The organism is Mesorhizobium sp. M1A.F.Ca.IN.020.06.1.1, from assembly GCF_004023265.1.
Classification (GTDB): Bacteria; Pseudomonadota; Alphaproteobacteria; order Rhizobiales; family Rhizobiaceae; genus Mesorhizobium.
In genome coordinates this window covers 1-12,706 of sequence record NZ_RZSR01000048.1, presented here as the reverse complement: position 1 = coordinate 12,706, position 12,706 = coordinate 1, and the positions used below count along the sequence as shown (strand labels likewise).

General features: G+C 63.0%; 9 protein-coding genes and 1 pseudogene. 3 read left to right on the top strand and 7 right to left on the bottom strand.

The window, feature by feature from the left end; all coding sequences use genetic code 11:
• The 3 genes from tssM to tagH all read right to left on the bottom strand — a co-directional run.
• Window positions 1–2,881: type VI secretion system membrane subunit TssM (tssM, locus tag EOA60_RS04150; RefSeq protein WP_206628094.1), on the bottom strand; the 2,881-nt coding region annotated here is incomplete at its 3' end.
• A gap of 25 nt (window positions 2,882–2,906) precedes the next feature.
• Complete coding sequence (tssL, locus tag EOA60_RS04145) at window positions 2,907–4,202, bottom strand: type VI secretion system protein TssL, long form (protein ID WP_348627465.1); 1,296 nt, start codon at window positions 4,200–4,202, stop codon at window positions 2,907–2,909.
• A 528-nt stretch (window positions 4,203–4,730) separates the two neighbouring features.
• Window positions 4,731–5,810, bottom strand: a complete 1,080-nt coding sequence (gene tagH, locus EOA60_RS04140; protein WP_095825720.1) for a type VI secretion system-associated FHA domain protein TagH — start codon at window positions 5,808–5,810, stop codon at window positions 4,731–4,733.
• Between the two features lie 299 nt (window positions 5,811–6,109).
• On the opposite strand from tagH, the gene tssI reads away from it, so the two are divergent.
• From tssI to EOA60_RS04125, 3 genes are read left to right on the top strand one after another with little or no spacing between them, the layout of a single operon-like run.
• Entirely contained in the window at window positions 6,110–8,437 is a 2,328-nt protein-coding gene (tssI, locus tag EOA60_RS04135; RefSeq protein WP_095825719.1) for a type VI secretion system tip protein TssI/VgrG, read from the top strand.
• A 12-nt stretch (window positions 8,438–8,449) separates the two neighbouring features.
• Window positions 8,450–8,875, top strand: a complete 426-nt coding sequence (locus tag EOA60_RS04130; protein WP_095825718.1) for a DUF6484 domain-containing protein — start codon at window positions 8,450–8,452, stop codon at window positions 8,873–8,875.
• Entirely contained in the window at window positions 8,875–9,210 is a 336-nt protein-coding gene (locus EOA60_RS04125) for a hypothetical protein (RefSeq protein WP_095825717.1), read from the top strand. The genes EOA60_RS04130 and EOA60_RS04125 overlap by 1 nt, the downstream gene beginning before the upstream one ends.
• 54 nt (window positions 9,211–9,264) lie before the next feature.
• On the opposite strand, the pseudogene EOA60_RS04120 reads toward EOA60_RS04125, so the two are convergent.
• The 4 genes and pseudogenes from EOA60_RS04120 to EOA60_RS04105 all read right to left on the bottom strand — a co-directional run.
• A pseudogene (locus tag EOA60_RS04120) lies at window positions 9,265–10,215 on the bottom strand (IS630 family transposase).
• A gap of 99 nt (window positions 10,216–10,314) precedes the next feature.
• A complete protein-coding gene (locus EOA60_RS04115; protein WP_128311085.1) occupies window positions 10,315–11,490 on the bottom strand; it encodes an MFS transporter in 1,176 nt (391 codons plus the stop codon).
• Between the two features lie 19 nt (window positions 11,491–11,509).
• Window positions 11,510–12,250 (bottom strand): NUDIX domain-containing protein, encoded by a 741-nt coding sequence (locus EOA60_RS04110; RefSeq protein ID WP_095825215.1) that lies wholly within the window; start codon window positions 12,248–12,250, stop codon window positions 11,510–11,512.
• A 184-nt stretch (window positions 12,251–12,434) separates the two neighbouring features.
• Window positions 12,435–12,706, bottom strand: a 272-nt coding sequence (locus tag EOA60_RS04105; RefSeq protein WP_128311083.1) for a DUF983 domain-containing protein, incomplete at its 5' end; no start/stop codon positions are given.

The window sequence follows — 12,706 nt, the reverse complement described above, 5'->3', positions numbered from 1 at the left end:
CCTCGCAGGGACGCGTGACCGTCTCGTCGAGCATCTGGTTGAGGTTGGCTACCGAAGTCTCGGCGACATTGCCTTCGAACTCGTCCGCCGCCGCGTCGACCATGCGCGCGAGCTGCTTGGGCAGGCGCGAGGCATTGGCGCGCATCGTCGAAATCTGCAGCTTCAGGTTCGCGTTGACGCGCTCCGTCTGCGCGGGGACATCCGCTGCCAGCTTCACGCTCTGGTAGATGTCGTGGAAGTTTTGCGTCAGCGCATCGAGCGGGCGGCGACCGCTGGAGCCGCTCACCAGCGCTTGGAACGGCCTGAACTGCGCCTCGACGGAGGCGCCGGCATTCTGCGTGGCGGACGAGCTTGCCCCGGCGCGGCTCTGCGACTTGCCGCCGGCGATCTGCAGACCGATGCGGGCGAGACCCTTGGCCATAACGACCGGGTCCTGCTGCGCCGTTCCGGTGTCGCCTGCGAAGGCGGCGCCGTCTTTTGTCAAGGCGGTTTCATCGGCAATGGCCGTGAACAGCCGGTCCAGCGGCGAGTCCGGCGAGGCGGCGGCCGAGAGCGTGATATATTGCGGCTTGTCCTTCAGCATCGCCCTGAATTTCAATTGGTCGAGCGCGCCGTTCCAGGCGGAGGCGAACTCCTTGCCGTAGCGATCGATGAGTTCGGGGCCGAGCCTGGGCAGGTCCTGATCGATGCCGCCCTGCTCGCCGCCGCCGCCGAGAACCCACTGGTCATCGACCAGCATTTGCGCGATGCGCGAGAGCTGCGGCAGGTAGAAACCGTTGAACCCCGCCTTGGTGTAGAGGCCGGGAACGCCAAGGTCGGCGAGCTCTGCGCCGTCCATGCGTTCGAACAGCAGCTGCGCCTCCGGACCGGCTTTGGCGGCAACGGAAAAATCCTGGAGCCTTGCCGCATAGACCGCCGATCTGATCAGCGCCGACGCGCGGTCGGCAAGGCTCATGCGTCCGAGCGAGCGTTGCGCGGCCTCGACCAGCGGCTGGTTGAGCTCGAACACCGGGTCGTAGGCATCGTCGAGCGCCAGCATGGCGCGCAGATGCTTTTCGAGCTGCGCGCGGCCTTCGCGGTTGTTCTCGCCGGGGTAGCGGTTTTCCTCCCAATCCTGCTTCATCCAGGAGACGATCAGCTCGTCGTCGACCTTGGGCGCCTTGCCGCCCAGCATCAGATAGATCTTCAACGGTTCGTAGAGCGCGATCGGGTCGGCCATCTTGGCCTGGATCGTGCGCTCCGCCTGAACCAGCAGGCGCGAGCGGAAGCTACGCTCCAGCGCCTGCCGATAGGCGGATTTGGACGCCGACAGAAGCCTGTCCCGCTGGCTGAGCCCGAAACTCTCCTCGATCGGCTTCGTTTGGCCGGCGGTCTCATATCCCGCCGGCAGGTTGCGCAGTTGATCGAGCGGGCCGATGACGTTTTCGAGGTCGACATCGGTAACTGTCGTGCTCCTGAGCAGCGAATCCGCGCCGTCCCGATACTGCGCCATCGCCTGTCTCGTGGAGCCGATCAGCGACTCGTTGGCAAAGTAGCTGAGGCCCAGCACGCCGAGCGATGCAAAAGCTGCCAATGCGCTTGCGGCGAGGCTGCCGAACCTGGCGAGCCTGGCGCGCCGCTCCGCTGTCCTGTCGAACGAGACCCAGCCGGCCTCGGGGAAGATCACCTTCGCCAGAAGATCATGCAGGAAAAAGCTCTTGCCGGTACCGGAAAGATGCGCCTGCGAAGCGCTGCCGAAATTGCGGCCGATCGCGCCCAGCACCTGGTCGATCGGTGTTCCTTCCTGCGTGCCCGAAGAGAAATAAAAGCCGCGCAGGCTGACATTCACCTGGGCCCGCGAGGCATCGAAAAGGCTTGTGACGAACCGCACGACGCGGGTTCGCAGCGCGACGAACTGGGCCGGGAAGCCGAAGATCGCGATGCGCGCCACCGGATCGGCCTCGTCCTGCAGGCGGTCGGCGATCTCGTCCGCAAGCTGCCTGGCCAGCGCGTCGAACTCGGCCGAGGTTTCGCCGACCATGTTCCTGTTGCGGTCGGTGGTCTGGAACGTCGCGCCCCAGACCTTGCGCCGCCGGGCCTCGTCGAGATCGCCGAAATAGTCCATGAAGCCGGCAACGAGGTCCGCCTTGGTGAAGAGCAGGTAGACCGGGAACTGGATCTTCAGCGTCTCGTGCAACTCCCGCAGCCGGCTTCGTATCTCGGTGACATGCGCATCGAGCTGCTGGTCGTCGAAGCCGATCAGATCGGCGACGCTGATGGCGAGGATCACGCCGTTGATCGGCTGCCCGGTGCGGTACTTCTTGAGCAGTCCAAGGAAGCCGAGCCAGCTCGCCTTGTCGCGCTCGGCATCCGAATCCTGCGTCGTGTAGCGGCCGGCCGTATCGATCAGCACGGCATCCTCGGTGAACCACCAGTCGCAGGACCGCGTGCCGCCGACCCCGGCCAGCGGCTGGGCATTGCCGGAGCCGGCAAGCGGAAATTTCAGCCCCGAATTGACCAGCGCCGTCGTCTTGCCGGCGCCCGGCGGGCCGATGATGATGTACCAGGGGATCTCATAGAGGAAGTTGCGCCTGCCGCTCGACTGCTTCAGGGTCGCGATGGCCTCGCTCATACGCGCTTCGAGCACCCCTGAATCGTCGTTGCGGTCGCCGCTGCGAACGATGCCCGTCTCAATCGCCTTCTGCGCCTTGCGCGCTTGCCAGAAGCGGATGCCGTAGAAGATTGCGAGCAGCGCGACGGCCACGCCGATGATCGTTGTCCGGAGCCAGACCGGTCCGAGCGGACGTGTATCGGCATACCGGATCAGCGGCCCGGCATACCAGACCGCAGCCGAGAAGCCGGCAAGCGCGAGTAGGCTGAACAGCCGCAGCACCCAGCGCATCAGTGCCGCTCCCCGCCGCGCGCGCTCACAACGTCTCCTCCTTCGGGATCATCACGTCGACGCGGCGGTTTTTGGCGCGGCCATCAGCCGTCGCATTGTCGGCGATCGGTTCGTCCTCGCCCTTGCCGTCGACCGCGACCCGCGATGGGTCTTTGAGCTCGTTTGCCACCATTGACTGGACGGCTTTGGCGCGCGCGACGGAAAGATCGAAGTTCGATTTGAACTGGCTCGACTTCTTCGGCTTCACATTGTCGGTGTGGCCGACGATCCATATCGGTCCGGGCTCGGCATTGAGAGCCGTGGCGATGTCCGCCGCAATGGGCTGGAACTCCGGCTTCAGTTCGGCTTGCCCGGGCGCGAACAAGAGCTGGTTGCTGATTTCGACCACGATGAAGTTGCCCTTCGTGCCGACCGTCAGCCCGCCGCCGGCGATTTCGTTGGCGAGCGCGGCGCGGATGCGGTCGATCTGGGTGATGGTGGGAACGTCGATCTGGGTGACGGTGGGAACGGCAGGCGGCGACGGGGTGGCTTCCGGCGGGGCGGGTACCGCCGGCTCGGCAACCGGAGCGACGCTCGCGCGCTCGATGGTGACCGGCGTTGAGGGATTGAGCGCCAGCAATTCGCTGGCTGTTGCGTCGCCCTCGTCGGTGATCAGGATCCGTAGTCCGAAGAAGGCCGCCGTGACCAGGGTCGCGGCGGCGGCCGCGACCGCCCATAGCGGCAGCCGCGCCTGGGGCTTTGACAGCGCCGCCGCCATACCTTGCCAATGGGGCGAGATGTCGTCCCCGGCGCGCGGTTGAAAATACCGGATCGTGTCGTAGACGTCGCGCCGGACGCGTTCGAGCGCGTCCCGTTCGCCGACCCTCCCACGATACTGGCCCTCGAACCCGAGCGACAGGCAGGCATGCATCAGTTCAAGCAGGTCGTGATGACCCTCCGGCCGGCCCAGGATCTTGTTCAGCGCCTCGTAGAAACCGGCGCCGGTGGGCTTGGTGTGGAAGAACCGCGCCACCAGGCTGTGCCCGATCCAGCCGTCGTCCTTCGGCCACGGCAGGTTGCCGACCAGATCGTCGGCGGTCTCGCATAGCGCAAATTTAGCAATCCGCGCGTCTTCCTCGGCGATGCCGGCTTTCGCCATCTCCCGCTCGAATGTCTCGATCGCTTCGGTGATGTGCTCTGCCAAAGGGGCCGCCTGCCGCTCGACCGGCATCAGCCGCAACTGGCTGAACAGCATCAGCAAGGGCGCCGCGGCCGCGAGGATTGGATTTGCCGCGGCGTAATTCACGCCATCCGCGGCACTAAGCAGGATTTCCTGTTGCAACGCGGGCGCCGCCGCTGCAGCGGCAGCCCCGGGAACCGGGTTTTGAACGACCACGGTTCCGGAGGACCAGCCTGTCGGCATCCGCCGGCCGACGCCGGGGTCGAAAACCGTCGATTCCCTGGCGGGTGTCGCAGCGGGCTCAGCGCCAGCCGACGAGGAACTCGCGGGAGCCGCGGGCGAGCGTTGCCTAGGCCGTGGCGCTCGGATGACGGTCTTGTCCGCCGGCCGGAAGGGATCGTCCTTCGAACTCATCGGCGATCCACCGTCGCGGCGCGACGACCATTTCCTTGACTGGGAATGAGGTCGGCTTCCGGCTTTTCATGCCGAGCTTTGGGGGCGGGCCGGATGGAAAGGCTCATCTCGCCGAAACATGACATTGCTGCACACGCCCCAAGCCACGCCGCTTTGCCCGCCAGGCAAGCTTCCGTACGTTATCCTAACCGTACAGGCAGCTGATTGAAATCGGAAAGCAGGATGCTCGAAGCAGCGCTTTCTTCTGTGAGACCGGTCACATAGCCCCGGGTCCACCTACTTCTGCTTGCTGGCCTTGGCATAGGCTTCGCTGAAATAGGCCAGGAAGACGTCGAGCATGCCGTTTTCATGCTTCTCCTCCATCGTCCGCCAGGTGGCGACGAGGGCATCCCACGCCTGACTCTTCTTGGATGAGAAGGAGGCCGGCGGCAGCTTCCTGGCGATGGCCTCCGGCGACAGGTCGTCGAGCAGCCTGGAAAGCGCTGCCTGCATGGCGGCGTAAGTTGCCAATTCATGCGTCTTGAGGTCCCGGAAGGCGTCCTCGACGCTGTGCGCGGCGTCGAGATAGCCGGTCCGGCGTTTGGCGAACATGATCTCCAGTATGTCGTCGGTGCCGGGAACGAATTTCAGCGGGTTGTTGTTTTCGGCGCCGATCATCGTGCGGTTGGCGTTCTTGGCCAGCACCTTGGCCGCCGCGCGCGCCTTGAGCAGCAGCGACAGTTGCTCGATGGTGGTCCTCAGCACGGTACCGATCTCGGCGGCCACCTCATGCGGATCGCGCGCTTGAAGCAGGTCGGGCGAAATGCCGGCCGCCTTCGCGATATCCTGCAGCAGCATATCGGTTCCCGCCGGCTGGCTACCCGGCTTCGCCGGCGCTGGGGGCGGCCGCAGCGCCGAAGATGTCGATGCCGCTCCCGTCCCGGGCCGCTGTTCCGTCCGACTGAAGAAGGGCTCTTTGCCGAGCTCCAGCGGTCTGCCCGTCGATGGCGGCAGCTCGCGTTGCGTCGACGCGGGCCGGGTTCGCGGGTGGCCGGCGGCGGCGCCTTCCTCGTCAATTGATACCGCAACGACATAGCGGCCGATCAGCATCCGATCGCCATGCGCCAGCCGGTGCGGACCGGCCATGCGCTGGCTGGAGCCGTTGACGAAAGTGCCGTTGCGCGAGATATCGTAAAGCCAGAAGCCGCCCGCCTGGAAGCGGACTTCGCAATGCCGGCCCGAGATGATCTTGTCCGGATCGGAAAGCGTCCAGTCGCAATTCTCGCGCCCGATCTCGAAACTGCGGTCGCGGGCGGCGTAGCTCGCGGCGGCGCCGGATGGCAGCCTGACATTGCTGATCTGGAGCGAGATGAACATCCGGAAGCGTCGCCGAACTTGGTCAACAAATGCTTATTCTTCACGCAACTCCGAACGGAAAATCGCTATGCGGTGTTCCGGGAATTGCTCTGGCATTCTAGCAGCTTGCGAGCGCGGCGGGAGAGGAGCGTTTCACACCGGCGTTTAGCCACAGCTGTTGTTTGGCCGCCACCAAACATGTGCTAGGCTGAAAACGGTCCGGTGCGGTGGGTGCGAAAAGTTCCCGAACGTGATGCGGTTAACATAGCGGGGGCTTCAATCCATCATACTGGCGGCCGCGTCCAGGAGGGGCACGACCCATGCCGAACGAACGCGCCACGGTTGTGCAGACGCCCGTTGGCGGCGATGTGCTGACCTTCACCCATCTCGTCGGGCGCGACGAGATCAGCCGTTGTTTCGCCTATACGATCGGCTTCGTCTCCAAGAGCCACGACGTCGATCCGCTGAAGATGCTGGGCGGCGTCGTTTCGGTCGAGGGCGAATCCGATCCGAAACGCTGGTTCAGCGGGCTTGTGTCGGAATTCAAGCTCATCCGCATCGAGGACAGGCTCGGCTTTTATGAGGCGATGGTCAGGCCATGGCTCTGGTTCCTCGGCAACACCACCGATTGCCGCATCTTTCAGAATATGACGGCGGTCGAGATCGTCGAGAAAATCTTCTCGAAATACGGCATCGCGAAATTCGAGAAGCGGCTGCAAGGGTCTTATCCGCAGCGCGAATATTGCGTCCAGTATGACGAAAGCGATCTGGATTTCGTGCAGCGGCTTCTTGAGCACGAGGGCATCTTCTATTTCTTCGAACATGACGAGGGCAAGCATACCCTGGTGCTCTGCGACGCGATGAGCAAGCTGAAGCCGGCACCCGGCTACGAGAAGGTGCTCTACAATTTCGAGGGCCAGGGCTCGCGGCGCGACGTCGAGTACATCACCGAATGGATTCCGGGCAGCGCGGTGCGGCCGGGGGCCTATGCCCACACCGACTTTGATTTCGAGAAGCCCGGCGCGGATTTGATGGCGAAGTCCGCCCAGCCGTTCAGCCACAAGGAGGCCGCGGGCGAAAACTATCGCCAGCCCGGCGCGCATCTCGATGTCGGGCGAGGCGACACGATTGCGGGAATTCGCCGCGAGGAGCTTCAGGCCGTGCACCAGCGCAGCACGGCGGTGGGCACCGTGCGCGGCCTCTTCTCTGGCTGCAAGTTCAAGCTGGAAAGCTTTCCGCGCGACGACCAGAACCAGGACTATCTGGTGATCAGCGCCGAGTACCGGCTGTTCGATCCGGGCTACCGGACCCAGAACGAGGCCCATAGCGAGAATTTCAAGGTGGTGCTCGGCGTGGCGCCCACCAAATTGCCCTACCGGCCGCCGCGCATCACGCCGCGGCCGATCATGCGCGGTCCGCAGACGGCGACGGTGGTCGGCCCTTCGGGCGAAGAAATCTTCACCGACAAATATGCGCGCGTGAAGGTGCAGTTCCACTGGGACCGCCTCGGCAAGAAGGACCAGAACTCTTCCTGCTTCGTGCGCGTGTCGCAAACCTGGGCCGGCAGCGGCTGGGGTTTTATTCAGATCCCGCGCATCGGCCAGGAGGTGATCGTCGACTTCATCGAAGGCGACCCGGACCTGCCGATCATCACCGGCCGGGTCTACAACGCGTCGCAGATGCCGCCCTACGGGTTGCCGGGCAATGCGACGCAATCGGGCTGGAAGTCCAATTCCTCAAAGGGCGGCGGCGGTTACAACGAGCTGATGTTCGAGGACAAGGCGGGCTCCGAACTGGTCAATTTCCAGGCGCAGAAAGACCACCACCTGCTGATCAAGCACGACCGCAACAAGCTGGTGCAGCACGACCAGTCCGACCGCATCGACCACGACGCCAAGCACTCCGTCGGCCACAACCTCGACGAGGACGTCGGCAACAACAAGACGGTCAAGATCGGCGTCGACCAGACGACGAATATCGGGTCGAACGACACCGAAACGGTGGGGGCGAACCGCTCGCTGACGGTCCATGCGAATGAGACCATCCACATTGTTGCGAATTCGACGGAGAATATCGACGCCAACCACTCGCAGACGGTTGGGCTGGTGCAGACGGTGACGGTGGGTGCCGCGCGTGTGGATACAGTTGGGGCGGCTGAAGCGAGGACCGTGGGCGCTTCGCAGACGAACACGATCGGCGCGTCGCGGAGCGTGACGGTAGGAACTGGGCAGAGCCACGATATTGGAGCGGCTGATAGCTGGAACATCGGAACCGGGCAAAGCGTCAATGTCGGCGCCGATCAGAGTTTCAAAATTGGAGGCGGTCAGACTACTGAAATCGGCAAGGGCCGCAGCGCCAAAATTGCAGAAGACGATGCTACGCAAGTGGCTGGCGCACGCGCACTGAAGATTGGCAAGGGCAGCGTGGTCGAGATTAACGAAGACGGTGCTATCAGAGTTGGGAAAGATTTGGTGATCGACGCGGGAGACTCAATCGTCATCAAGTGCGGATCAGCTGCAATCGGCATGAAGAAGGACGGCACGATCACGATCGAAGGCAAGGATATCACGGTCAAAGGATCGGGTAAGATCAACGTGAAGGCTTCTAGCGATATCACGATGAAAGGTTCGGAAATAAAGCAGAATTGAGGGCGTTAAAAAATGACACGGACGGCCGAACGGATCGACGGAGTTGTGATCGGTATATTCCTGGGCTTCGGCGAGAATGCCCCCTTGGTCGTCTTTCCGGGCAACCTGCGAGAGACGGCTGTTCCCGCGCGTAGCCTTGCAGAACTCACTTCGGAAATGATTGGCGCAGAGGTAGCTCTGCTGTTTCAAGACGGAGATCCCGGTCGACCGCTTATCGTGGGGCGCATCATTGATTCCGTTCCCAAGTCGGATACTTCGACGGTGATTCGAGACGGTGATCGAATCCGAATTAGCGCCAACGAGCGTATCGAGCTTCGCTGCGGCAAGGCGACCATCGTCATGGAGAAGGATGGCCACATCACAATACGGGGTACGTATTTGACAAGCCACGCCAGCGCGGCAAACCGTATCCGCGGCGGCTCGGTCAATTTGAATTGATGCCCGCGCCAGTTCTTCGCGAAATTGTCCGTCAGCATGCCGAGATGGCGGCATTCTTATGGACCGTTTACGACTACCATCTACTCCACCCTGCCGAAAATCCTGACATGGATGACGTGCGCCTTGGCCGTCTGATAGAGAGACTGGAGGCGCATCTTGATGGATTAAGGGAAGCAGGTGAAATTGGCAGCGAAATTGCGAAGGAGCGTTACGATGAATACCCCGAACTGGGAGAATTGTTTGTAGTTCGCATGTTGTCTGTGTCCAATCCGCCGAGGATCGCTGATCTTGACGCCGCCAGAGTTCGCGCATGGCTCGTCGCCAATAGAGAATAGCCAACTCGGCGGCCTATTTCGGCGCGTATTCACTTAAGCTAGAGCGGCGGATTTTCATGTGAGTCCATAGCCTGCGGCAGTGAAGTAGTTTCTGCATTCTGTTGGGGAGAACAGATTGCAGATATCGCCGATGGCCTGCCACAGGGCGTCGATGGTTCTGATGGCCTTTGCGCGCAGATGCGCCTTGAGCTTGGCGAAGGCCATTTCGATCGGGTTGAGATCCGGACTGTAGGGCGGCAGGAAGAGCAGCCATGCGCCTCTTGCCCTGATGGCTGCCTCGGCGGCTGGACTCTTGTGGGCGGCGAGGTTGTCAAGGATGACGACATCGCCCCTTGCCAACGTCGGAGCGAGCTGCGTTTTCGACGTAGGTCTCGAAGATGCGCCGGTTCATCGGCGCGTCGACGACGAAAGGGGCGGTAAGCCCATGGCAGCCCGGCGATGAAGGTCTGCGTCTTCCAATGTCCAAACGGTGCCTTTGAGCGCAACCGCCGACCCTTCAGGCAGCGACCGCGCAAGCGCGTCATCTTCGTCGTGGTTCCGGTCTCGTCGATAAACACCAGCCGATGTGGCTCAAGCCGCATCCGCGGCTGGCGTTTGGCCCGCCACTCCTGGCGCGCCTTGCTGATGTCGGGTCGATCTTGCTCGCTGGCCAGCAGCGTTTTTTTTGAAGCGGTAGCCGTTCCTGATGAGCCAACGTGAGATCGAGGCGGGAGCGACCTGGACGCCTGCAGCAATAACCAGTTGGGCGGCAAGCTCCGGCATGGTGATGTCGTCCTTCTCGGCCACACAACCAAGCAGGAACGCACGATGCGGATCGAGCTTGGAATGGCGGCGGCCACCACTGGCTTTGGGCGCCAGGCTCTCGGTCTCTCGATAGTTCCTCATCAGGATAACGACGAACGAAACCGACACCTCAAAATGTGCCGCCGCCGCACGCCGAGAATGGCCCGCCTCGACAAACCGCACAACACGTTCACGCAAATCGAGCGAATAGGGCTTGGGCATAGCAAATCACCTCCACAAGGAAGTGAATCACAAACCTTACATCAGCGGAATCCTTCGCGATTCAATCTGATGGTCCGACGCTCCTGGGCGACATTTTCACTAGAGGATCTTTCGCACCAGCCTGACGAGAACCAAGAGCATGTACGCGGCAAAGAACAGCGCCAGCGACCAGCCGAAGCCCGAAGGGCCGAAGGCGTCCATGCCGATGCCGATCGCCTGCGGGCCGATCACCATGCCGACCCCATAGCAGAGCACGAAGGCGGCGTTGGCAGAGGCGAGCTCATGGCCGGAAAGCTGAGAACCCAGATGCGCAAGGCCGATCGTGTACATGGCCGCGACCACACCGCCCCAGACGAACAGAAGCGCCGCCATCAGGTGCCAGTCCTTGGCGAAGAAAGGCATGAACACGGTTCCGATGAGGCCGACCGTGGCGCAGGCCAGAAGCAGGTAGCGGCGGTCCGAGACTCGGTCGCTGATCATGCCAATCGGTATCTGCAGCAGCACGTTGCCGAGCCCGATCATGGTCAGCAACAGCGCAGCGTCGGCCTCGGAGTAGCCGATGCGGCTGCCATAGACCGGGAACAGCGAAAAGCCGCCGGTCTCGACGGCGCCGAACACCAGCACGGCGAAGGTTGCTGTGGGCACCATCCAGATATAGCGCAGGAAATGGCTGGTTTCGCCGTCGGCGACGATCGCCGGGCTCTCGTTACGGGCCGCCAGCACCGGGATGGCAGCAAGCGTTACCAACGCAATGGTGACGCCGAACGGCAGGAATCCATCGGAGCCGACATGGGCGAACAGCCACGGCCCGGCGGCGAAGCCCAGAGAAAGCACCGTGGCGTAGATGCCAAGCACAAGGCCGCGACGATGCGGGGGCGCCGAGGTGCTGATCCAGAATTCCGACAGAATGAAGAGCACTGTCAGCGAAATGTGCAGCGCGACGCGGAGCGGAAACCACATCCAGAAGGCCGGCGCGAAATGAAAGCCGACAAAAGCGAGCGCGCCAACGGCGATCATCAAAAGCATGGTCTGGGCGACGCCGAGGCGCATGGCCGGCGGCGTGGCGGGCGGCGCGCCGGCGATCGAGGCGAGCCCGGCGACCGCCGTGTTGAGGCCGATCATCGAGGCCGAGTGGCCGCGCGATTCGAGGATGACGCTGAGCAGCGGCATGCCGAGGCCGATGGCAATGCCGACCACGCTGATCGAGGAGATCGCCGCAGTCATCGGCAGCCAGTGTACGCGTTCGTCGCCCTGTTGCTGGGTATCGACCGTCATCGATGGGGATGCTCTGCTTCTAAAGGACTTCGCGAACGAAGCGGTTTCGGATGAGGCGGAAGAACGGCACTGCGCCGCCCGGACGCAGCAACGGATCGTGGGCGAGCCGCCTTTCCAGTTCTTCCAGGATCATGCGGGTGATGTCGGGTGTGTCGGCCTTGCGGGCGTCGCCAAGCGGCAGCCAGACGAGCTCCTCCAACTCGTTGGTTGGACCACCGTCGGGCAATTCGACGGCGACATCCTCACGCCAGGCGCTGAAGAAGCGGGTATCGAAGCGGCGCACGCGGTTGGGCGGCGTTATGGCGCGGGCAATGAAGCGCAGGGCGTCCAGCGACGGTGCGACGCTGTGTTCGACGAAACCCTGCCAATCGCGCTTGGCGGTCGCGAACGGGCCTTTACGACCGATCAGCAGGCCGGCTTCCTCGTAAGTCTCACGAATTGCCGACATGGCGATGGCGCGCGCCCGTGCGGCACTCGCGCGGCCGGGGCCGCTCACAAGCCTCGCCTCTTCCTCAGGATGCAGCGGGGCAGCCACCGGAACGCGGCTGTCGGCGGGATCGGTGCGGCCCCCGGGGAAGACGAATTTTCCCGGCATGAAGGCGTGGCCGGCATGGCGCCGGCCCATCAGCACCAGAACGTCGCTGGCTCTCCTGTCGAGCAGGATCAAGGTTGCGGCATCGCGCGGGCGAAGCGCCCGACCGCCGTGCACGGCCAAGCCTTTATCGAGCTTGTCGACATCCGCCTTGGTCATTCCTTCCATGCGCTCGACCTAGCGGAAACTTCTCGAACGCGAAAGTGGCTTACGTGTTCGGGCCTTTGCACCAGCCCGGACCAAACGTCGCTGCCGGAGCAATTCCAGGAAAAAACGCGCAGCGGTTCTCGATCTGGAATTCCACTGCTCGGAGATGGTCGTTGTTTGTATCAAGGACAGAACCGCTCCAGGCTTAGAGATGCGGCTCGAACTCGTCCTTCTCGCCGCCGAAGCCGTGCATATAGAGCGCCCATTGCAGGCCGATGACGGCGCCTTTGACCGGCTGCAACAGCGCGACGGCCAGAATAATGGTCAGCGGCACCCAGATCAGCGCGTGCTGCCAGGTCGAAAGCGTGGTGGCGGCCTCCACAGTCATGAAGGCGCCAACCACAATGTGGCCGACGATGACGATCACCAGATAGGCGGGAAGGTCGTCGGCCACATTGTGGTTGGCGCCTTCATGAC